This window comes from Derxia lacustris (assembly GCF_002105195.1).
Taxonomy (GTDB): Bacteria; Pseudomonadota; Gammaproteobacteria; order Burkholderiales; family Burkholderiaceae_E; genus Derxia; species Derxia lacustris.
The window spans coordinates 19,267-40,960 of sequence record NZ_MUHU01000026.1 but is presented as its reverse complement, the minus strand read 5'-3'; the positions used below and the strand labels follow the sequence as shown (position 1 = coordinate 40,960).

Below are 21,694 nucleotides of genomic sequence, written 5' to 3'. Positions count from 1 at the left end.
CAGGCCATGCTGAGTGGGGAATGGCGGGCTGTCTTGAATAACCGCGCCAGTTCGCGCGGCCTGCGATCTGGCGCAAGAGCGCGGCGATGCGGCCGGCACAAAAGCGAAAAGGCCGGCCAGCGCTCACGCGCTGGCCGGCCTCGGCAAACGGCCGCGTAACGCGGCGCTCAGGTCTGGCGCGACTGCGCCTGCGTGACCACGCTGCCCGGCGGCAGGCTTTGCGTGACCCAGACATTGCCGCCGATGGTCGAGCCCTTGCCGATGACGATGCGGCCCAGCACGGTGGCGCCGGCGTAGATCACCACGTCGTCCTCCACGATGGGATGGCGCGCATTGCCCTTGACCAGCGAGCCGTCGTCGGCGGTCTCGAAGCGCTTGGCGCCGAGCGTGACCGCCTGATACAGCCGTACCCGCTCGCCGAGGATGGCGGTCTCGCCGATCACCACGCCGGTGCCGTGGTCGATGAAGAAGCTGCCGCCGATGCTGGCGCCCGGATGGATGTCGACCCCGGTCTGCGAATGCGCGATCTCGGCGATCACGCGGGCCAGCAGCTTGGCGCCGAGCGTGTAGAGCGCATGCGCGACGCGGTGATGGATGATGGCCCGCATGCCGGGATAGCTCAGCAGGATCTCGGCAGTGCAGGTGGCGGCCGGATCGCCCTGGTAGGCGGCATGCAGGTCGCTGACCAGCAGGCCGCGAATCTCGGGCAGGCGCGCGGCGAAGGTGGCGGTCACGCGGGCCGCGTCGCGGGCGATGGCGTCGTCGGCCACGTCTTCATGGCCGGCGTCGAACATCAGGCCGCGCCGCACCTGCTCGCGCAGCAGGCTCAGCGTCTCGTTGAGCGTGTGGCCGACGAAGAAATCGATGCTCGCGTCGGTGAGCACGCGACGGCCGAAATGCGTGGGGAAGAGCGCGCAGGCCAGGCCGTCGAGCACGCGGATCAGCGCTTCGCGCGACGGGTATTCGCGGATGCGGCCACGGTGGCGGATGTTGTGCGTGACTTCGCGCGAGTCGCGCAGCCGGGCGACGATGTCGCTCAGGTCCCATTGCGGGAAGTCGGTTCCGTTCGAATCGGTCGGCGTATCCATCGGCATCTTCTTGTGCTCTTGCGTGGGTCGGAGGTGCGGTCGCGCACGGCGCCGGCAGGCCCGGCGCCGGGGCATGACTTTACGCCGCGTCGGCGCCCCGCCCGGCCTGCGCGCCGCGTTCGCGCCATGCGGCCAGTTCGCCCAGATCGACGATGGTGAGCAGCGCACCGAGCGGCTCGCCGCCGGCATCGAGCGGCAGCGGGCGACGCCGCAGCGCGACCAGCCGGCTGCGGCCGGCCGGCAGCGCGGCGCGATACACGCCGCCCTCGTAGCGCGGATCGGCGATGCGGCGCGCCGGCTGGGCCTCGGGCGGCAGCGGCTGGCCGTCGGCATCGAGCAGGCTGAACTCGCCGGCGGCCAGCCGCGCCTCGTCGCAGCCGAGCAGCAGCGGCGCGGCGCGGTTGCCGGCCAGCACGCCGCCGGCCGAGTCGAACATCACCAGGCCTTCGGGCACGGCGTCGAACAGCGCGCGGTAGCGCGCCTCGCCGGCGCGCAGCAGGGTTTCGAGCCGCATCCGCTCGGTCACGTCGTGGACGATGGCGTAGAGCAGCGGCCGGCCGTGCATCTCCAGCGCGCCGGAGTAGACCTCGACCTCGCGCGTGCGGCCGCTGGCGAGCCGGTGCACCAGCCGCAGATGGTTGCGCCGCTCGCGCCGGGCGGCGTCGAGCTCGCGCGCCATCGCCTCGGGCGTGAGCGGATTGAGCGCGGCGATGTTCATGGTTTCGAGCGTCGCGCGCGGATAGCCGTAGAACTCGGCGGCGGCCGGATTGGCGGCGACGATGGCGCCGTCGACCGGATCGATCAGCAGCTTGACCGAGCGGTTCTTCTCGAACAGGTTGCGATAGCTGGCTTCGCTCTCGGCCAGTCGCAGCTGCTGGGTGCGCATGCTCAGCAGCAGCGTGACGACCACGACCAGCAGCACCAGCGTGAGCCCGGAACCGGCCAGGGCGCTGCCGCGCGCGCGCTGGGTGGCGGCATCGGCGAGCGCGAGCGCGCTCGATTCGGACAGCGCGACCACGGCGGTGAGCGGCAGGCCGTCGAGCCGGCGCCAGGCAAAGATGCGCCGGTCCGGATCGACCGTGCTGGGGCCGGCATACACGCCGCCGGCCGGCGCGCCGGGCAGCAGATAGGGCCGGTCGGGCGGCAGCGTCTGGCCGAGCACCGCATCGAGATCGACGCTGCGCGCCATGAAGGCGCCGTCGTCGCGGATCAGGCCGGCCGAGCCGTCGCCGTCGAGCCCGAGCTCGGCCATGCGCGCCGACAGAAAGCGCGGCGAGACCGACAGCACCAGCACGCCCGCCAGCTGGCCGTCGCGGCGCCAGGGGCGCGAGAACTGGATGCTCCATTGCCCGGTGGCGCGGCCGCGTATCGGCGCGCTCATGAACATGGCGTCGTGCCCGGGATCGAGATGCACGCGGAAATACTCGCGGTCGGCCAGATCGACCATGGGCGCGTCGGGCAGCGTGGTGTAGAGCAGCCGGCCGCGCGCATCGATCACGCCGATCTGGTGGATCGCGCCGGGCGGGAACATGGCGCCGACCACGCTGGCGGCGGCGGCGAATTCGCGCCGGTTGGCCAGGGTGCGGTCGCGCAGAAAGCCGAGCGCGAAATCGACGCCGCCGAGCGTCGCGCCGAGCTGGCCGGCGATGGCATTGGCGAGCCGCTGGGCGCCGGCCTCGGTCTGCGCCAGCGCTGCGGCGCGCAGCCGCTGCGACGAGGTTTCGAGCAGGCTCCAGTACAGCCCGATCAGCAGCAGCGTGACCGCCACCACCGCCGCGATGGCCAGATTGAAGCGGCCCGGCGTCAGTCGCGCGAGCCGGGCCAGCGGCGGCGGTGACGCGGCTCTCATGGATGCCGCTCGCCGGCGCGGCGCGGGCCGGCCAGCGGCAGCTCGACGCGGAAGGTGGTGCCGGCGCCGGGCTGGCTTTGCACGCAGATGCGCCCGCCGTGGGCCTCGACGATCTGGCGCACGATGAACAGCCCCAGCCCCAGTCCGCCGGTGCCGCCGTCGCCGGTGGCACGCTCGAACGGCTCGAAGATGCGCGCGCTGTCCTCGGCGCGGATGCCGATGCCGTGGTCGCGCACGCTGAGCACGGCGCACTCGCCCTGGCGCTCGAGCGCGATGGCGACCGGCTGGCCGGCGCCGTAGCGCAGCGCATTGGTCAGCAGATTGGTCGCCACCTGCTCCAGCCGCATCGCATCCCAGTGGCCGACGATGCCCTCGGGCGCCAGCAGCGTGCAGCCGCCGACGCCACGCAGCGGCTCGGCGAAGCGCTCGACCACGCGGCGCAGCAGCGCGCCCAGATCGGTGGCGGCCGGCTCGATCGACAGCCGGCCCGAGCGGATGCGGGTGATGTCGAGCATGTCGTCGATCAGCCGCGCCAGGCCGTCGACCAGCTCGGCATCGCTGGCCAGCATGCGTTGCAGCTTGTCGGGCGTGAAGGCGGCGAGATTGCCGCGTTCGAGATGGCGCGCGCGCAGCTGGCCTTGCAGCCGCAGCGCGGTCAGCGGCGACTTCAGCTCGTGCGAGGCCATCGCCATGAAGTCGTCGCGGATGCGCACCGCGAGCTTGAGCTGCTCCTGGGTCTCGCGCAGCTCGGCCAGCAGCGCTTCCTGCTCGGCCTGGCTGCGCCGCAGCGCCTCCAGCTGCTCGCGCAGCGCCAGCCGCTGGCGGTACAGCTCGATGAAGACATTGACCTTGCTGCGCACCGCATGCGCATCGAGCGGCTTGTGCAGGAAGTCGACCGCGCCGGTCTCGTAGCCCTTGAAGGCGGCATTCAGCTCGCGCCCACCGGCGGTGACGAAGACGATCGGAATGTGCTTGCTGCGCTCGGCGCCGCGCATCAGCTCGGCCAGCTCGAAGCCGTTCATGCCCGGCATCTGCACATCGAGCATGGCGAGCGCGAAGTCGTGCCGCAGCAGCAGCTCCAGCGCCTCGTCGCCGGAGCGCGCACGCAGCACCTCCAGGTCGTCGCGGCGGATCGTCGCCTCGAGCGCGACCAGGTTCTCGATGCGGTCGTCGACCAGCAGCACGCGGGCGCGCGCCGCCGGTGGCGCGGCGAACAGGTGGGCAGACGGTGGGGCGTTCATCGCATCACTCCAGCGCCGCCAGATAGCGGCCGATGTCGGCGGCGGGCAGCACCGCCGCGGGCGTGAACCGCGCGAGCGCGGACTGGGGCATGACCGGCATGCGCGCATCGGCGGGCGCCTGCACCACGGTCAGGCCGCCGGCGCGCCAGACCGCTTCGAGGCCGGCGGCGCCGTCGTCGTTGGCGCCCGACAGCAGCACGCCGATGGCATCGGCGCCGAGCGCGCTGGCGGCCGAGGCGAACAGCACGTCGATCGACGGCCGCGAGAAATGCACCGGCGCGTCCAGGTCGAAGGCGAGGCAGCCGTCGCGCCCGATCAGCAGGTGGTAGCCGGGCGGCGCAAAGCGCAGCGCGCCGGCGCGCAGCGGCTCCTTGTCGAGCGCCTCGGCCACGTCGAGCGCGACGCGCGGCGCGAACACCTCGGCCAGCAGGCTCGGCTGGTCGGCCGGCAGATGCACGACCACCGCCACCGCCAGCGTCGCCGGCAGCTCGGGCAGCAGCGCGCCGAGCGCCTCGATGGCGCCGGCCGAGCCGCCGAGCACCACGGTGCGCGGCACGCCGGGCAGCGCATGGCGCGGCACGCGCGGGCGGTGGGTCAGACGATGCGGCGCCATCGTCGTCACACCCGCCGAAAGATGCGCGCCGGCGCGTCGAAGGTTTCGAAGGCGCTGGCGAGCGCGGTGAACTGCACCGTCTCGCGCGCGCCCAGGCCGAGAAAGCCGCGATGCACGAGCGAATCGCGGAACAGCCCGAGCGCACGCTCCTGCAACGGCCGGTTGAAGTAGATGAGCACGTTGCGGCAGGAGATGTAGTGCAGCTCGGAGAACACGCTGTCGGTGGCCAGACTGTGGTCGGCAAAGGTGATGTTGCGGCGCAAGGCCGGATCTAGCCGGGCCGCGTCGTAGGCGGCGGTGTAGTAGCTGGCGAAGTCGGCGCCGCCGCCCGAGGCGCGGTAGTTGGCGGTGAACAGCTTGATGCTCTCCAGCGCATAGATGCCGGCTTCGGCGCGCTTGAGGCTTTCGGGATTGATGTCGGTGGCATAGAGGATGGCGCGGTCGAGCAGGCCTTCCTCCTTGAGCACGATGGCGAGCGAATACACCTCCTCGCCGGTGCTGCAACCGGCCACCCACAGCTTGATCGACGGCCAGGTGCGCAGCAGCGGCACCACCTCCTGCCGGAAGGCGCGGAAGTAGGCCGGGTCGCGGAACATCTCGCTCACCGGCACGGTGAGGAATTGCAGCAGCCGCGCAAAGCAGCCGGCCTCGTGCAGCACCCGCTCCTGCAGGCCCGACACGGTGCGGCAGCCGAAGGCCAGCAGCGCCTGCCGCACGCGGCGCCGCAGCGAGGCCGGCGAGTAGTTGCGGAAGTCGTGGTTGAACTTGCGGTAGATGGCCTCGACCAGCAGTTGCAGCTCGATGTCGAAATCGTCCTCCGGATAGACGAAATCGTCGGCGCTGGGCGGGGCGGTCTGGCGCGTCACAGCCGGTCCACCTTGGGCATCCACACGCGGATCAGCGAGATCAGCTTGTCGAGATCGACCGGCTTGCTGAGGTAGTCGTTGGCGCCGGCGGCAATGCACTTTTCCTGGTCGTCGCGCATGGCCTTGGCGGTCACGCCGATGATCGGCAGACGGGCAAAGCGCGGCTGCTGGCGGATTTCGCGCATGGCTTCGTAGCCGTCCATCACCGGCATCATGATGTCCATCAGCACCAGATCGAGGTCGGGCTGGGCGTCGAGCCGGTCGAGCGCCTCGCGGCCGTTGCGCGCAATCACCACGCTGGCGCCCTTGTGCTCGAGCGCGCTCGTCAGCGCAAAGATGTTGCGCACGTCATCGTCGACCAGCAGCACGCGCCGGCCCTCGAAGGCCTGCTCGCGGTTGCGCACCGCGCGCAGCATCTGCTGGCGCTCGGGCGGCAGGGTCTTTTCCACGCGATGCAGGAACAGCGTCACCTCGTCGAGCAGCCGCTCCGGCGAGCGCGCGCCCTTGATGATGATCGAGCGCGAGTAGCGCCGCAGATCGTCCTCCTCCTCGCGCGTGAGCACGCGGCCGGTGTAGACGATGACCGGCGGGAAGGAGCAGATGTCGCCCTCGGCCATGCGGCGCAGCAGCTCGCGGCCGGCCATGTCGGGCAGCGTCAGGTCGACCACCATGCAGTCGAACACGGTGTCGCGCAGCGCCGCCAGCGCTTCCTCGGCGAGCGCGACGGCGGTGATCTGCACCTCGTCGTCGCCGATCAGCCGGGCCATCGCGTCGCGCTGGGTGGCGTCGTCCTCGACCACCAGCACATGCTTGATCTTCTGCGCCAGCTTGCCCTCGATGCGGGTGAACATGCCCTTGAGCGCGTCCCGGTCGGTCGGCTTGAGCACATGGCCGATGGCGCCCATCTGCAAGGCGGTCTGGGCATTGTCGAGCGCCGACACCACATGCACCGGAATGTGCCGGGTGGCGCCGTCGTGCTTGAGCTGCTCCAGCACCGTGAGGCCGGAGTGGTCGGGCAGCTTCATGTCGAGCAGCACGGCGTCGGGCAGATGCTCGCGCGCATCGGCGATGCCGTCGTCGGCGGTCTCGGCCAGCAGGCAGTTGAAGCGCATCTCGTGCGCCAGATCGAACAGGATGCGGCCGAAGGCCGGATCGTCCTCGATGACCAGCACGGTGCGGGCGCCGGCGTCGAGCCGGTCGCGGTCGTCGACGGGGCGCGCGCGCGGCGTCGTGTCGAGTGCCGGCGCGGGGGTATCGCCATGCGCGCGGCCGAGCCGGGCGGACGGCGCGGTGGCAGCGTCGCTCGCGGGGGCCGCCGCGGCGCCGGCGGGCGCGGTGCCGAGCGCCTCGGTCAGCGCGGCCAGCTGCCCGGTGCGCAGCAGCGGATCGGCCGGAACGGCGTCGGCAAGGTCGAGCGGCAGCGTGAGCGTGAAACGGCTGCCCTGCCCCGGCGCGCTCTCCACGCCGAGGCGCGCGCCGAGCAGCCCGGCCAGCTCGCGCGAGATCGACAGCCCCAGGCCGGTGCCGCCGTACTTGCGGCTCACCGTGCCGTCGGCCTGGCGGAAGGCCTCGAACACCGCCGCCTGCTGCTCGGGCGGAATGCCGATGCCGCTGTCCTCCACCGTCAGCGCGATGCGGCCGTCGGGCGCCGGCGCCGCCACCAGCCGCACGCTGCCGGCGTCGGTGAACTTGCAGGCGTTGGCGAGCAGGTTCTTGAGGATTTGCTGGAGCCGCAACGGATCGGTCACCAGGCTTTCGGGCAGGCCGGCGCGCAGCTCCAGTTCGAAGGCCAGCCCCTTGGCATCGGCGATCGGCCGGAACAACTGTTCGAGCTCGCCCAGCAGTCCGGCCAGCGCCACCCGCTCGGGCCGGATGTCGAGCTTGCCGGCCTCGACCTTGGACAGGTCGAGGATGTCGTTGATGAGATTGAGCAGGTCATTGCCGGCGGTCACGATCGACTCGGCGAAGCGCACCTGCTCCTCGTCCAGATTGCCGCGCGGATTGTCGGCCAGCAGCCGCGCCAGGATCAGCGTGCTGTTGAGCGGCGTGCGCAGTTCATGGCTCATGTTGGCGAGGAACTCGCTCTTGTAGCGGCTCGCGCGTTGCAGCTCCTCGGCGCGCGCCAGCAGCTGGGCCTGGGCCTCGCGCAGCGCGGCATTGCGCTCGTCGAGCTGGCGCTTCTGCGCATCGAGCAGCTGGTTGCGCTGGTCGAGCTGCTCGTTGTTCTGCTCCAGCTCGGCCTGCTGGTTCTCCATGCGCGCCTGCGATTCGCGCAGCACCCGCGACTGCTCCTCCAGCTCCTCGTTGGCGACCTTCAGCTCCTCCTGCTGGGCCTGCAATTCCTCGTTGAGCCGCTGGGTTTCGGTGAGCACGTCGTGCAGCCGCTCGCGGTAGATCGCGGCGTCGATGGCGCGGCCGATGCGGCCTTCCACCGTCTGCACGAATTCGTCGAAGGCCTCGTGCGGCGGCTGCATGAAGCCCAGCTCGATCACCGCGTTGACGCCGCGGTCGCCGTGCGCCGCAAACAGCCGCAGATGGCGCGGCGCCGCGCCGCCGAGCGCCGAGGTCACGCGCAGATAGTCGTCGGGCAGCGCATCGAGCGCGCGCGGTCGGCCGTCGGCGGCGGTCTGGCCGATCAGCCCGGCATTGCGCACGATGCGCGCCGGATGCGCCGCGTCGGGCGTGAAGGCATGCACCGCCACGCGGTCGAAGTGGACCAGATCGCGGCTGAGATAGGCCGCGCCCAGCGTCGCGCCAAAGCGCCGTGCAAAGAAGGTCAGCACCTCGGCGGCGACGGATTCGGCCGTGCGCTCGCCGGCCTTGGCGGCGGCCAGCTCGGTCTCGCCGCCGCTCATCCAGGCATCGCGCTCCAGCGCCCGGGCATGGCGCGCGGCTGCGTCGAGGCTGGCGCCGTAAAGCTCGGCCAGGCTGCGGATCTGGCGCCGGCCATTGAGCGCCAGCCCGACGCCCGACAGCAGGCCGATCAGCAGCGTGGCCGCCACCGCATAGGTGATGGTGGCCGAGGCCTGGGCATTGCGTTGCTCGCGCATCGCCTCCTCGGCGCCGATGAGGCCGGCGAACTCGGTGCGCATCGCATCCATCATCGTCTTGCCGCGCTCCGACCGGACGAACTCGGCGATGCCGTCGAAGGTGGCGCCGTCGCGGCGCTGCGCCACCACCTCCTCGGCATACACGACCCAGCGCCGGTGCAGGTCGGCGATGCGGTCGATGCGCGCCGCCTGCTCGGCATCGCCCACGGTGAATTCGCGCAGCGCCGCCAGCTGGCCGTCGAAGCCGGCGCTCGACAGCGCATACGGCTCCAGAAAGTTGCCGACGCCCGTCAGCAGATAGCCGCGCATGCCGGTCTCCGCATCGATCAGCAGCTTCTGCGCCGCATTGGCGCGCGCGATGGTCAGGTCGGCATGCTCGACCCAGCGCGCCATCGACAGCATGTAGAACACGATGCCGAGGAAGACCGCCGAGGTGAGCGCCGAGACCAGCAGCGGCAGCCCGACGTTGCGCGCCAGCACGCGGGCAAACGCCGCCTGGTGCAGCGCGGGAAGGGAAGATGAAGTGGACGTCATGGGCCTGAAGCGGCAGGTGGCTGCATCCGGCATTTCAGCCCGGTTCGGGCAAACGTCATCGAGTGTTGCAAATGGCGTTGCAGCAGTGCGCATCGCGTTTGCAACTCTTTTTCGGGCCGGATGCCGATGGGATAAACCGGCGCATCGCTCCAACGCAGCCCCGCATCCCCCATGGCATCTGTCAGCGCAACCAGTCCCTTTCCCGCTGCCGCGCCCGCACCGGCCCGCACGCCGGGCGACCTCGCGCTCGTCGTCATGGCGCGGCTGGCGCCGGTGCTGCGGCACGACCTCAACAACCTGATGACGGTGCTCAAGCTCGACCTGAGCGGCGCGCGCGCGCGGGCCCGCCGCGCCGCGCTCGACACTGCCCGCGTGACCGTGCTGCTCGACTCGCTGCACGACGGCCTGGCCCGGCTCGCCGAGGCCCAGGCGCGGCTGGTGGCCTGGCTCGATGCCGCGCCGGCGCCGGTGGCCGTCGGCCCCACGCTGGCCGAGCTGGCCGAGCTGTTGCAGGGCGCCTGCTCGCTGCGCGGCCGCAGCCTCGGCGTGGCGGCGCACGCACTCGAACGCAATGCCGGCGCCGAGCGCCATGCGCTGCGGCTGCTGACGGCGGCGGCGGTGCTCGCCATCGTCGACGGCGCCTGGGCCGATGGCGGCATCGAGCTGGATGCCGACAGCCGCGATGCGCGCATCGTCGTGGTGCTGCGCCGGGTCGCCGACGGCGCCGCGCGCGCCTTGCCGCTGGCACCGCCGCCGCGCGAACTGCGGCTGCTGCTCGACGATGTGGCGGCGCTCGCGCGCGACTGCGGCTGGAGCCTGGCCGCCAGCGCCGACGAGCTGCGTCTGACCGGTCCGCAGGGCTGACGCGACGGCGCGTTTCTCCGCGCGTACCGCAGGGTTTTTCGCGCGCATTCCGTGCCAGCCGGCGCCGGTTCGCGCCTGTGGAAAACGCCGATGGCAGCGCGCCGGCGATCCCCCCAATCTCGCCGTTCGCACAGGGCGGGACCGCTTGGTTTCCGCCGTCAAATCGCTACGTGCCCGGCGTGCGCCCGGGCCAGGGGCCGCCGGCATGGCCGGCACCGATAGCGGCGTGCGCTTCCCCCATCCCCAGCGTTTTCACCCCCGCCCGACCGCTCGGCCCGGCCGGCGGCTGCGGGCATTCCTGATCGGGAGACAGCCATGATTCGAGACGTGCAGGACATCCTCGACCTTTACGCGCACCACGGCTCCGCCCCTTATGGCGCCGAGACAGTCAGCCACCTTCAGCACGCCTTGCAGACCGCCACCCTGGCAGAAGAGGCAGGTGAAATGCCGGAAATCGTCGCCGCCTGCTTCCTGCACGACATCGCCTCGCTGCAACGTCTGCTGCCCGACGGCGCCCGCTCGGCCGAGGCCACCTTCGAGCAGCTCGCCGAGCTGTTCGAGCCGGCGGTGCTGGAGCCGATCCGGCTGCATGTGGCGGCCAAGCGCTACCTCTGCCTGGTCGAGCCCGACTACCGGCATCAGCTGTCGATGCCATCGCAGATGAGCCTCGACGAACAGGGCGGCCCGATGACCGCCAGCGAGGCCGAACGCTTCCTGCATGAAGAGTTCGCCTATGACGCGGTGCGCCTGCGCCGCTACGACGATCAGGCGCGCAAGCCCGACATGCAGACGCTGTCGCTGCATCACTTCGGTCGCGTGCTCGACTCGCTCGCCACGGTGGCGATGCGCTGAGGCCGGGGGCGGCGCGCTGCGCCGCCCAACCGGTAACAAGCTTCAACTTGTGCGTCGCCGCCGCTGCGGCGAGCATCGCGCGCTCGGCGGGCCGGTCCTCGGCCCGCCACCGACGACAGGTTGCGCCACGACGCAGCCGCCGGAGACGAGCCATGCCCGATGCGACGGCCAACGCGCCCGCGCACTTCACCACGCCGCGCGCCCTGCCCGGCATCTTCATCGTCCTCTGGAGCACCGGCTACATCGCCGGCAAGCTGAGCCTGGCGCATGCCGGTCCGCTCACCGTGTGCGGCCTGCGGTTCGCGCTGGTGGCGCTGATCCTGGGCGTGGCGGCGGTCGTCACCCGGGCGCGCTGGCCGCGCGGCCGCGAGCTGCTGCATCTGGCCGTCACCGGGCTGCTGGCGCAGGCGGTGCATTTCAACGCGCTGTACTACGGGCTGACGCTGGGCGTGTCGGTCGGCGTGTCGGCGCTCATCATGGGGATGATGCCGATCGCCACCACCGTGCTGGCCGCGCCGCTGCTGGGCGAGCGCACCACGCCGCGCCAGTGGCTGGGGCTGGTGGCCGGGCTGGCCGGCGTGGGGCTGGTGGTGGCCAACAAGATCGACACCGGCCATGCGCCGGTGGCCGCCTATGGCGTGATCGTGCTGGCGCTGGCCGGCTTGTCGCTCGGCACGCTCTACCAGAAGCGCTTCTGTGCCCGCATGGACCTGCGCAGCGGCGCCTGCGTGCAGTACGTGGCCGCCGCGCTGGCCACGCTGCCGCTGGCGCTCGGCCACGAGGGGCTGCAGATCGACGGATCGGCCGGCATGGCGGGCACGCTGGGCTGGCTGGTGGCGGTCAACTCGCTGCTGGGCGCGACGATGCTGTCGATGCTGATTCGCGCCGGCAGCGCGGCCCGGGTGGCGAGCCTGTTCTATCTGGTGCCGGGCGTGGCGGCGGCGATGGGGCTGGCGGTGTTCGGTGAACGGCTGGCGCCGCTGGCGCTGGCCGGCTTTGCGGTGACGACCGGCGCCGTGTGGCTGTGCACGCGGGTGAAGCTGCCGGCGCGCTGAGGCGACCGCGCTGGCGGGCCGGCGGCGCAACGACGGCACGACACCGACCCGCACGAACCGGCCCGGGCTTGATTGCGCGCAACGGCACCGCGCCCGCGCGCGCGGATGCTGCGCGCTCCTCCGCATTCCCGCCGCCGAGCCGCCGCCATGACCTACTTCTGCAACCTGGACGACCGCCAGAAATGGAACTTCGTCGCGATGCGCGTGCGTTGCGCGCTGCATCCCGAGCATCCCGAAATGATCGACCAGTACGTGCAGGTCGCCGGGCTGATGGTGCGGTTCGGCAAGCTCGACCCGTGGGAAGCCGCCGCCACCGCGACCCGGGTGCTGCTCGATACCGCGGTCGACCGCGAGCTGCCCGCGCACTGGCGCGCCCGCTGCCGCGCCAACCTGCCCGAGCAGCTCGACCGCATGGCCGCCATCGCGCTCACGCCCGGCCAGCGGCAGCTGGCGCATGGCCTGCGCGAGCGCGCCGGCGTGGTGCTCAACTGAGCACGGTCGGCGCCGGCAGGCCGGCCATCCAGCCTTCCACCGGATCGACCCGCGCCGGCAGGCCCCAGTCGGGCCGCAGCGTGGCTTCGGCGGCTTGCAGCGCGCACAGCAGCGCATCGAGCCGGTCGCCGCTGCCGTCCTCGATCAGCGCCGCCGCCTCGGCCGCCGGCAACCTCAAGCGCACCGCCAGCCCCAGCCCGCCGGCGCAGGCCGCCGCCAGCAGCTGAGCCCGCACGCCGGCGCGCTCGGCCGTGTGCCGGCGCCGGTCGTCGCTCTTGTAGCTGGCGCGCGTGAGATGGCGCGCCAGCACGCCCGGATAGGCCTCCAGCGCCACTCGCGCCGGATCGCCGCCGTCCAGCCCGAGGCCGGGCAGGCTCACGCCGGCCGCCATCAGCCTTGGCACGCCGGCATGCAGCATCCAGGCAACCGGCGGATTGACCCATTTCATCGACGGACTCGATCCGGCCACGCGGTCGACCGCGCGGTGCGCGAACTTGCCGCCGGCCGGCCGCGCGGCGCAGAACGCGCGAAAGCGCTCGCGCAGCTGGGCGCGCGGAATCGCGCAGCTGTGTGCCATGAGCGCGCGCCAGTCGCCCTCGGCGGCGCCGGGCCAGCCTTCGGCCAGCGCCAGTTCGCGCGGCCAGCCAAACGGAAAGTCGAAGCCGCCGACCCAGGGCCCGGGCGTCGCCAGCAGCTGCTCGAAGCCGTCGAGCGTGGGCAGTTCGTCGATGCGCTCCAGCACGAACAAACCGCCCGCGCCGAGCCGGCCGCGCGCCGCGACGATGGGCTTGCGGCGGCTCGGCGCCGAGCTGAAATCGACGCCAAGAAGCAGAGGAGCGGAACTGGAATCGGTCATGGCGGCGAAAGGCGGAATCGGCCGGGGCGGCTTCGACTTGGGTGCGGCGCGGGCCACAAGTTCCCGCGCGGGCGGCGCGCGGGCCGGCGGCGCAATTCTCGCCGGCCGCAGCGCCGGGCTGGCTGGGCAATTGCCCGCAGCCCTGCGCGCGGCCTGATGTCGGTCGGCCGGGCCGACACGTCGTGTTACTTTTGGCCGATGCCCTTTCGCTCCGTCAGCGCCCTGCGGCGCCTCGCCCTCGGTCTCGCCTGCCTGGCGATGCTGATGGCGGCGCTCGCGCCGACGGTGTCGCGCTGGCTCGCGGCGCAGGCCGAGGCGCCGCTGCTGGTGGAGGTCTGCCGCGCCGACGGCAGCCGCAGCGAGCCGGTCTGGCTGCGCGCCGCGCCGGCCGAGGCCGACCACTCGCACGACAGCCACGGCGCGCTCCAGCTCGATCATTGCGGCTATTGCGTCAACCCCGCCGGCGGTCACGGTCTGCTGCCGCCCGCGCCCGTCTTCGCCCTGTTCGGCCCGGCCAGCCATGCGCTGCCGGCGCTGTTTCTGCACTCGGCCCAGCCGCTGCCCATCTGGCGCTCGGCCAATCCGCGCGCCCCGCCCCTCCTCGCCTGATCCGCTCCCGTCCGTCGTAGTGCGCCCGGCCTGAAGGCCCCGGCGCGCCACGACTGTTCGCGTCCGCTTTCAGTCGAGGTTTTCCATGTCCGTCATCTCCGGCCGCAAGGCCGCGCAGGCGCTCGTCGCCGGCGCGCTGCTGGCCACTGCATCGCTGGTTGTCCATGCCGGCGGCGGCTTCGCGTCCGCCGCCTTTCCGCCCGACGAACCCTTGCGGCTGGCCGCCGCCGGCACGTCCGCGGTCGCGCCCGGCGGCACCGCCTCGGCCGCCGCCGCGCACATCGCCGTCACCGACGCCTGGGTGCGCGCCAGCGTGCCGGGCCTGACCGCCACCGGCGCCTTCCTCACCCTCACCTCGGCCACGCCGGCGCGGCTGGTCGGTGCCGCTTCGCCGGCCGCCGCCAGCGTCGAGCTGCATGAATCGATCGAGGAAGCCGGCGTGAAGAAGATGCGCCCGGTCGCCGCCATCGACCTGCCGGCTGGCACGCCGGTCAGCCTCGCGCCGGGCGGCTTTCACCTGATGCTCAACGGCCTCAAGGCGCCCGCCGCCGAGGGCGCGACACTGCCGCTGACCCTGCTGATCGACGACGGCAGCACCCGGCGCCAGATCGAGGTGACGGCCACCGTGCGCGCGCTCACCACGCCCGCCACCGATTCCCCGCATCAGCATCGCCACTGAGAGTTCCCATGAATCTGCGTCATTCCCTGGCCGCCAGCCTTGCGCTGGCCGGCCTGCTCGCCGTGCCCGTCGCGCAGGCGTCCTGCGGCTCGGCGTTCTGCCTAGTCAACACCGATTTTGCCGTCCAGGGCGCCTGGCTCGACCACGGCTGGCGCGGCGATCTGCGCTACGAACTGGTGCAGCAGAACCGGCTGCAACGCGGCGCGTCGACCATCGCGCCGTCCGATCTGGAAGACAGCAGCGAGGTCGAGCAGCGCACCCGCACCCAGCGCGTGACCGCCAGCCTCGACTACGGCTTCGACGCCCACTGGGGGCTGTCGCTGCAACTGCCCTTCATCGACCGGGTGCACGACCACCTGGCCGACGGCGCGCCGGTGAACTGGCATTTCCGCAAGCCCGGCGATGCGCGGGTGACCGGCCGCTGGCAGTCGGCGCTGCTGGGCGACACCGCCAGCGCCGGCAGCCTCGGGCTGATTGCCGGCGTCAAGCTGCCCACCGGCAGCACCGATGTGCGCAATGGCGACAACACGCCGGCCGAGCGCGCGCTGCAACCCGGCACCGGCACGACCGACCTGATCCTGGGCGGCTACTGGCGCGGCCTGCTGCCGCAGACCGGCCTGAGCTGGTTTGCGCAAGCCCAGCTGGAGCAGGCGCTGAACCGGCATGACGAGTTCAAGCCCGGCCACAAGCTCGGCCTCGATCTGGGCCTGCGCGCCGACCTGGGCGCGGTCGCGCCGATGGTCCAGCTCAACTGGCAGCAGCGCGCCCGCGATGCCGGCGCCGCCGCCGAACCCGACAACTCGGGCGGCCGCACGCTGGCCCTGAGTCCCGGCCTGTCGGCGCCGCTCGCGCCCGGCCTTCAGGGCTACGGCTTCGTGCAGATCCCCGTCGCCAGCAATGTCAACGGCGTGCAGCTCGCGCCGCGCTGGGCGCTGTCGCTCGGGCTGAGCCAGCGCTTCTGACACCGCACATCACATCGAATCAGGAACACCGCATGAACACCCTTCGCCACGCCAGTCTCGTTCTCGCCACCACCACGCTCGCCAGCCTGCTCGCCGCCTGCGGCGGTGGCGGCGACGGCGGCAGCGTCTCAAGCGGGCCGCAGACCGTGACCATCGCCTTCGACGCCATCGCCAACGGCAGCCCGGCGCGCTGCGGCAGCACGCTCGGCTCGCTCGGCAGCCCGGCGGTCGCGGCCACGCTGCGCGACCTGCGCTTCTACGTGTCCAACGTCAGGCTGGTGACCGCCAGCGGCACAACCGCGCCGCTCACGCTCGCCGGCAACAGCTTCCAGGGCAGCGGCGTCGCGCTGCTCAATTTCAACGACGGCAGCACCGCCGTGTGCGGCGGCAGCGCCATGACGCTCAACGCCAGCATCACCGGCACGGTGGCGGCCGGCAGCTATACCGGCATCGAGTTCGAGGTCGGCGTGCCCGAGTCGGTCAACCACACCGACTACGCCGCCGCCGCCGCGCCGCTGAACGTGGTGGCGATGGCCTGGTCGTGGCAGTACGGCCGCAAGTTCCTCAAGATCGAAGTCGATCCGGCCGGCGGCATCGCGCGCCCGAGCGGCACCGCCACCACCTGGTACACCCACCTCGGCTCGACCGGCTGCGCGGCCGACAGCGCCAGCAGCACCGGCTACACCTGCACCAACAGCAACCGCATGCCGGTCAAGCTCGCGAGCTTCAACCTCGACTCGCAGAAGGTGGTGCTGAACCTGAATGCGCTGTTCGCCAACACCAATCTGGCGCTGGATCAGGGCGGCGCCGCCGGCTGCATGTCGGGCAGCACCGATCTCGACTGCGTGCCGATCTTCGCCAACATGAAGATCGACCTGGCGACCGGCGCCCCGGTCGCCGGCGGCAGCACGAGCCAGGCGCTGTTCATCGCGGCGAGCAAGTGATGGGCGGCGCGCATCCCGACATCCGGGCGCGCGCCGGCAGGCCGGCCGCGCAGCTTGCTGCGGCCGGCGCGCTGGCGCTGCTGCTGGCCGCGTGCAGCGCCGGCGGCTCGGGCGGCAACGGCGTCGCCCACAGCCATGCCACGCCCTCGATCCCGGCCGCCGCCGGCCTGCCGCAGATGGTGGTGCCGGCCGACAACCCCTACACCGAAGCCAAGTTCGAACTCGGTCGCGCGCTGTTCCACGACACCCGGCTGTCGGGCAACGGCACGCAGAGCTGCGCGAGCTGCCACGAGCAGGCGCGCGCCTTCACCGACGGCCGGCCGCAGGCGATCGGCTCGACCGGCCAGACCCATCCGCGCAATGCCCAGCCGCTCGGCAATGCGGCCTTCCATGCCACGCTCACCTGGGCCAATCCCACGCTGGTCACGCTCGAACACCAGATGGAAGTGCCGCTGTTCGGCACCGATCCGGTCGAGCTCGGCATCACCGACGCCAACCTGGCCGAGGTGCTGGGCCGCTTTGCCGCCGACGCGCGCTATGTGCAGCTGTTTGCCGCCGCCTTCGGTGGCGGCAGCGAGCAGATCGGCATCGGCAACATCATCAAGGCCATCGCCAGCTTCGAGCGCGGCCTGACCAGCGCCGACTCGCGCTACGACCGCTATCTGGCCGGCAAGGCCACGCTGAGCGCGGCCGAGCTGCGCGGCATGCAGCTGTTCATGGGCGAGAAGGCCGAGTGCTTCCACTGCCACGGCAGCTTCAACTTCAACGACCAGATCCGCTACGTGGGCCAGGGCTCGGTCGAGACGCCGTTCCACAACACCGGCCTGTACAACCTCGGCGGCACCGGCGCCTTCCCCTATCCCAACCGGGGGCTGTTCGAGTTCACGAGCAAGGCCGCCGACATGGGCGCCTTCCGCGCCGCCAGCCTGCGCAATGTGGCGCTCACCGCGCCCTACATGCATGACGGCAGCATCGCCACGCTGGAGGAAGTGCTCGACTTCTATGCCGCCGGCGGTCGCAACATCGCCAGCGGCGCCCATGCCGGCGATGGCCGACTCAATCCGTACAAGAGCGACCTGATCGGCAACATCGATCTCACCGCGCAGGACAAGGCCGATCTCGTCGCCTTCCTGCGCACGCTCAGCGACGACACGCTGGTGACCAGCGCGCGCTTTGCCAAGCCGGCCTGGCTGCCCTGAACGCCGCCGCGCCGGCCCGACTCGCGGCCGGCGCGGCGGCATTCAGCCCCGATGCAGCAGCACCTGCAACACGAAGCTCGATCCGATATAGCCGAGGAACAGCAGCGCGAAGCCGGCCAGCACCTGACGCATCGCCACCCGGCCGCGCCAGCCGAAACGCCAGCGCCCGAGCAGCAGCACCGCGAACACCGCCCACGACAGCAGCGAGAACACGAACTTGTGATCGAGCCGGAATGGCTGGGCAAACATCTGTTCGTAGAACACCAGCCCGGTGACGATGCTGGCCGTAAGCAGGCCGAAGCCGACGAAGATGCTGCCGAACAGGATGCCTTCGAGTTGCAGCAGCGGCGGCGCCAGCCGCAGCAGCGCCTCGAAGCGGCGGCCGCCCGGCGCCACATGCAGCAGCCGGTCGAGCACGAAGATGCCGCAGGCATAGATGGCCGACACGCACAGCACGCCATAGGCCAGCATCGCCAGCAGAAAGTGGATGCCGAGCAGCGGCGTATAGCCGGCCTCCAGCCGCAGCACCGGCGGCGGAAAGGCCAGCAGCAGCAGCGTCGACGCCAGCCCGAGCGGGAACATCACCACGCCAAACAGGTTGACCGGCAGGAACAGCTGGTTGACCAGCTGGGCCGCGCAGCCGACCAGCACCATGAACGAGATGGCGGCGGCAAAGTTGAACCACAGCTGATGGCCGGCCAGCATCACGGCGAACAGCACATAGCCGTGGCCCAGCACCACGGCCAGCTCGGCCAGCCGCAGCCCGATACCCAGGCGCGGCGGCGGCGGCAGCGCGGCCAGGACGGCGGCGGGCTCGGCCGCGCCGGCGCGCGCCACGAAGCGCCACAGCAGCACGGTCAGCAGCAGATAAAGCAGCGCGACGAGGGAGAGTTCGGCGATCGGCATGCCAGGGGCTCGATGAAGTCCGGTGAGGGAAAAATGCCGGCGCCGCAGCTGCCGCGCCGGAGAAGCGCCGAGTTTGACACCGACCGCCGCCGACGCCCCGGCACCGGTCGCAGACGCCGGCCGCAGACGCGACAACGGCGCACCGTGCCGAAACACGGTGCGCCGTTGCGCAATGCGCCGACCCGACGGGCCGGCCGGCGGAAGGCTTACTCGACGCCGTTGTCGCGCTGGCGCGCGAACACGGCCTTGCGGATGCGCTCGTTGATCGACACCGGATCGGCATCGACCTTGCGCTTGGCAGCCGTCAGCGCGGCGTTGGCGATCGCGGCCTCGTCGTGGCGCAGCGGAATGCGGCCAGCGACATGGGTCGCGCCCGGAACGGCGGCACGGATCGCCTGACGGTTCGGGTGCTCGCCGATCTCGACCAGCGCGCCCGCTTCGGGCACGCCATTGAGACAGACGAAATCACCGATGACCTCGACCTTGCGGCCGTCGGCCGTCAACTTCACGAACGTGGCTTCGCCGCTGATGGGCATCGGCGTGATTTCGGTCGGGGTCGTCATGATTTACGCCTTTTCGCTGTACTTGGCCCAGAACTCGGCCTGGTTGACATAGGCACCGATGGCCAAGGCCTTGAACTTGTTGGACACGCCGCACTTGTAGCACTTGCCGCTCATGCTGAAGCCCTGGTCCGAGCAGAGATGGTCCTTGGTCTGCTGGCAGCCGGTGGCGCCGCATTCGCACTGGAACACCGTGCCGCGGCAGGTGTCGTTGTAGCTGCCCTTGCGCGTGCCTTCGCACACGACGAGGGCCGCGCCCTCGGGGGTGGTCCTGGTATCGACCAGCGTCTTGTAGGTGGTGGTGGCCATCTTCGTGCTCCCGGGATGCCTGAGTGAGTTGAATCGGAGTTCGCGCCATGTCGCGATGTCGCTGCATCGCGCTGTTTCCGGCGGCGGCGCCGTGCTGTAGGTTTTGAAGCCAACCCGACAAATCCCGGCGCCGCCTGCCGTTTGCAGCCGGTTTCAGCGAAAACCGTGCCGTCGCATCGCGCCTCCTTGATCCGCCTCAAGCCATGACCGCCCCGCCTGTGCCGCCGCACCCGCCCGCCGAGGGCCTCGACGAGGCCGCCTGGGTCGATGTCATCCACAAGATGGACGAGGTGTATTCGCGCCTGATCGAGGATGAGATCGCGCTCGAGCAGAAGAACGCCGAGCTGGAGGAATCGCACCGCTTCATCTTCAGCGTGCTGAGCGCGATGAGCGATCTGGTGCTGGCCTGCGCCGAGAACGGCGAGATCCAGGACAGCAACGATGCGCTGCGCGATCTGGTCGGCCGCAGCGAGGCCGAGCTGCGCGGCCGGCGCATGGCCGAGCTGCTGGCGCGGCCCGACGACGAGGCCGCCGTGCGCGCGCTCACGCACAGCGCGGCGCTGGCCGGGCCGCGCGCGGCGCGCGAGCCCGTCGAACTGCATCTGCGCGATGCCGCCGGCAATGCGGTGCCGGTCGAGGTGCATTGCTCGTCGCGCTTCGACGCCAACGGCCAGCGCTCGGGCTTCGTGTTCGTCGGCCGGCCGGTCGGCGAGCTGCGCCGCGCCTATCAGCAGTTGCAGGATGCGCACAACGCGCTCAAGCAGACCCAGGCCCAGCTGCTGCACTCCGAAAAGATGGCCTCGCTCGGCCGGCTGGTGGCCGGCGTGGCGCATGAGCTGAACAATCCGATCAGCTTCGTGCTCGGCAATGTGCATGCGCTCAAGCGCTATTGCGAACGGCTCGGCGACTACCTGGCGGCGCTGCATGCCGAGGTGCCGCCCGCCGAGGCCGAACGGCTGCGCGCCCATCTCAAGATCGACCGGACGCTGGCCGATTTCCCGTCGCTGATCGAGGGCACGCTCGAAGGCGCGACCCGCACCGCCGAGATCGTCGCCGGGCTCAAGCGCTTCTCGGCGATGGACCGCGAGGAGGCACGCGCGGTCGATCTGGCCGACGTGGTGGCGCGCGCGGTGCTGTGGGTCGGCAAGGGCACGGGCGGGCGGTTTGCGGTCACCCAGCGCGGCTTCGACGGCTGCCTGGTGCATGGCTCGGCCGGCCAGCTGATGCAGGTATTCATGAACCTGATCCAGAACGCCTGGGATGCGACCAGCGCCGCCGGCGTCGAGGCGCCGGCGCTCGACATCGCCGCCAGCCGGCTCGATGCCGGCACGGTGAGCGTGCGCTTTGCCGACAACGGGCCGGGCATTCCGGCGCCGCTGCTCGGTCGCATCTTCGATCCCTTCTACACGACCAAGCCGGTCGGCAAGGGCACGGGACTGGGACTGTCGATCAGCTACGGCATCGTCGAGCAGCACGGCGGACGGCTGCTGGCGGCCAGCGCGCCGGGCGGCGGCGCGGTATTCACGGTCGAGCTGCCGCTCGAAAAAATCGCGCCGATGTTGCCGCTGCAACCCTCGTGAAAGCCGTATGGCGGAAATTGCTGCGGCGCCGCACGAAATTGCACGCTCGAGTCGTCACTGACCCGAAGCTATACGGACAATCCGGCACGCACGCCGTCCCGATCTGCCAAGCCGGGAACGATCACTCCCCCGAACCCGCCCGGCAATGACTCACTTACAACTGGTGCTTTACGTCAGCAGCGCCACCCAGCCCATGACGGAAGCCGACATTGCCGCCTTGCTGGTGCAAAGCCGCGACCGCAATGCGCAGCTCGGCATCACCGGCCTGCTGCTCTACCGCGACGGCAACTTCATGCAGGCCATCGAAGGGCCGTCCGACGCCATCGTGGCGGTGTACGGCTCCATCTGCCGCGACCCGCGCCACACCAATGTCATCACCCTCATCGACACGCCGGTGCCCACGCGCAGCTTTGCCGCCTGGTCGCTCGGCCTGATCCATCTCGACGGCCTCGGAGAGCCGGTGGTGCTCTGCCGCGACGAATGCCCGCCGGTGACGCTGGACACGCTGACCGACAACTATGGCGCGGTCGCATTGCTGCGCGGTTTCTGCGAGCAGTTCAGCGTCGGCAAGCGCCACTGACGACGG

21 protein-coding genes are annotated in these 21,694 nt (G+C 71.3%); 11 read left to right on the top strand and 10 right to left on the bottom strand.

The window, feature by feature from the left end; translation table 11 throughout:
* Positions 1 to 167: 167 nt before the first annotated feature.
* The 6 genes from epsC to B9P64_RS18095 all read right to left on the bottom strand — a co-directional run bounded on the left by epsC (position 168) and on the right by B9P64_RS18095 (position 9,241).
* Positions 168 to 1,094: a serine O-acetyltransferase EpsC gene (gene epsC, locus B9P64_RS18120; RefSeq protein ID WP_085317516.1), complete on the bottom strand. Its 927-nt coding sequence runs from the start codon at positions 1,092 to 1,094 to the stop codon at positions 168 to 170.
* Positions 1,095 to 1,167: 73 nt separating this feature from the next.
* Entirely contained in the window at positions 1,168 to 2,937 is a 1,770-nt protein-coding gene (locus B9P64_RS18115; RefSeq protein WP_085317514.1) for a PAS domain S-box protein, read from the bottom strand.
* A complete protein-coding gene (locus tag B9P64_RS18110) occupies positions 2,934 to 4,178 on the bottom strand; it encodes a hybrid sensor histidine kinase/response regulator (protein WP_085317512.1) in 1,245 nt (414 codons plus the stop codon). The genes B9P64_RS18115 and B9P64_RS18110 overlap by 4 nt, the downstream gene beginning before the upstream one ends.
* A gap of 4 nt (positions 4,179 to 4,182) precedes the next feature.
* Complete coding sequence (locus B9P64_RS18105) at positions 4,183 to 4,791, bottom strand: chemotaxis protein CheB (RefSeq protein ID WP_085317510.1); 609 nt, start codon at positions 4,789 to 4,791, stop codon at positions 4,183 to 4,185.
* 5 nt (positions 4,792 to 4,796) lie between these two features.
* On the bottom strand, positions 4,797 to 5,657 hold the full coding sequence (locus B9P64_RS18100; protein WP_085317508.1) for a CheR family methyltransferase: 861 nt from the start codon (positions 5,655 to 5,657) through the stop codon (positions 4,797 to 4,799).
* Positions 5,654 to 9,241 (bottom strand): response regulator, encoded by a 3,588-nt coding sequence (locus tag B9P64_RS18095; protein ID WP_085317506.1) that lies wholly within the window; start codon positions 9,239 to 9,241, stop codon positions 5,654 to 5,656. The genes B9P64_RS18100 and B9P64_RS18095 overlap by 4 nt, the downstream gene beginning before the upstream one ends.
* A 171-nt stretch (positions 9,242 to 9,412) precedes the next feature.
* Here B9P64_RS18095 and B9P64_RS18090 point away from each other — a divergent pair, with 171 nt between their 5' ends.
* The 4 genes from B9P64_RS18090 (at position 9,413) to B9P64_RS18075 (ending at position 12,504) form a co-directional block, all read left to right on the top strand.
* Positions 9,413 to 10,105, top strand: a complete 693-nt coding sequence (locus B9P64_RS18090; RefSeq protein ID WP_085317504.1) for a hypothetical protein — start codon at positions 9,413 to 9,415, stop codon at positions 10,103 to 10,105.
* A gap of 315 nt (positions 10,106 to 10,420) precedes the next feature.
* Positions 10,421 to 10,957, top strand: a complete 537-nt coding sequence (locus B9P64_RS18085; RefSeq protein WP_139826379.1) for an HD domain-containing protein — start codon at positions 10,421 to 10,423, stop codon at positions 10,955 to 10,957.
* Positions 10,958 to 11,109: 152 nt separating this feature from the next.
* Positions 11,110 to 12,012, top strand: a complete 903-nt coding sequence (locus B9P64_RS18080; protein ID WP_085317500.1) for a DMT family transporter — start codon at positions 11,110 to 11,112, stop codon at positions 12,010 to 12,012.
* Between the two features lie 147 nt (positions 12,013 to 12,159).
* Positions 12,160 to 12,504 carry a hypothetical protein gene (locus B9P64_RS18075; RefSeq protein ID WP_085317498.1) on the top strand — a complete coding sequence of 115 codons (345 nt, stop codon included), beginning with the start codon at positions 12,160 to 12,162 and terminating at the stop codon, positions 12,502 to 12,504.
* Here B9P64_RS18075 and B9P64_RS18070 read toward each other — a convergent pair.
* Positions 12,497 to 13,360, bottom strand: a complete 864-nt coding sequence (locus B9P64_RS18070; RefSeq protein ID WP_085317496.1) for a DUF429 domain-containing protein — start codon at positions 13,358 to 13,360, stop codon at positions 12,497 to 12,499. The genes B9P64_RS18075 and B9P64_RS18070 overlap by 8 nt on opposite strands.
* 198 nt (positions 13,361 to 13,558) lie before the next feature.
* On the opposite strand from B9P64_RS18070, the gene B9P64_RS18065 reads away from it, so the two are divergent.
* The 5 genes from B9P64_RS18065 to B9P64_RS18045 all read left to right on the top strand — a co-directional run bounded on the left by B9P64_RS18065 (position 13,559) and on the right by B9P64_RS18045 (position 17,753).
* Positions 13,559 to 13,969, top strand: a complete 411-nt coding sequence (locus tag B9P64_RS18065; RefSeq protein WP_176256873.1) for a DUF2946 domain-containing protein — start codon at positions 13,559 to 13,561, stop codon at positions 13,967 to 13,969.
* Between the two features lie 85 nt (positions 13,970 to 14,054).
* Positions 14,055 to 14,648, top strand: a complete 594-nt coding sequence (locus B9P64_RS18060; protein WP_085317492.1) for a copper chaperone PCu(A)C — start codon at positions 14,055 to 14,057, stop codon at positions 14,646 to 14,648.
* An 8-nt stretch (positions 14,649 to 14,656) separates the two neighbouring features.
* Positions 14,657 to 15,610 (top strand): hypothetical protein, encoded by a 954-nt coding sequence (locus B9P64_RS18055; RefSeq protein WP_085317490.1) that lies wholly within the window; start codon positions 14,657 to 14,659, stop codon positions 15,608 to 15,610.
* A gap of 32 nt (positions 15,611 to 15,642) precedes the next feature.
* Entirely contained in the window at positions 15,643 to 16,554 is a 912-nt protein-coding gene (locus B9P64_RS18050; protein ID WP_085317488.1) for an MbnP family copper-binding protein, read from the top strand.
* Entirely contained in the window at positions 16,554 to 17,753 is a 1,200-nt protein-coding gene (locus B9P64_RS18045; protein WP_085317486.1) for a methanobactin export MATE transporter MbnM, read from the top strand. Before B9P64_RS18050 ends, B9P64_RS18045 begins: the two co-directional genes overlap by 1 nt.
* A 42-nt stretch (positions 17,754 to 17,795) precedes the next feature.
* Here B9P64_RS18045 and B9P64_RS18040 read toward each other — a convergent pair whose 3' ends face one another.
* The 3 genes from B9P64_RS18040 to B9P64_RS18030 form a co-directional block, all read right to left on the bottom strand.
* Positions 17,796 to 18,659, bottom strand: a complete 864-nt coding sequence (locus B9P64_RS18040; RefSeq protein WP_085317484.1) for a cytochrome C assembly family protein — start codon at positions 18,657 to 18,659, stop codon at positions 17,796 to 17,798.
* Positions 18,660 to 18,865: 206 nt separating this feature from the next.
* Entirely contained in the window at positions 18,866 to 19,222 is a 357-nt protein-coding gene (locus B9P64_RS18035; RefSeq protein WP_235840034.1) for a hypothetical protein, read from the bottom strand.
* 3 nt (positions 19,223 to 19,225) lie between these two features.
* On the bottom strand, positions 19,226 to 19,528 hold the full coding sequence (locus B9P64_RS18030; protein ID WP_085317480.1) for a hypothetical protein: 303 nt from the start codon (positions 19,526 to 19,528) through the stop codon (positions 19,226 to 19,228).
* Positions 19,529 to 19,731: 203 nt separating this feature from the next.
* Here B9P64_RS18030 and B9P64_RS18025 point away from each other — a divergent pair, with 203 nt between their 5' ends.
* Complete coding sequence (locus B9P64_RS18025) at positions 19,732 to 21,108, top strand: PAS domain-containing sensor histidine kinase (RefSeq protein ID WP_085317478.1); 1,377 nt, start codon at positions 19,732 to 19,734, stop codon at positions 21,106 to 21,108.
* Between the two features lie 145 nt (positions 21,109 to 21,253).
* Positions 21,254 to 21,688: a BLUF domain-containing protein gene (locus B9P64_RS18020; RefSeq protein WP_085317476.1), complete on the top strand. Its 435-nt coding sequence runs from the start codon at positions 21,254 to 21,256 to the stop codon at positions 21,686 to 21,688.
* Positions 21,689 to 21,694: the final 6 nt, after the last annotated feature.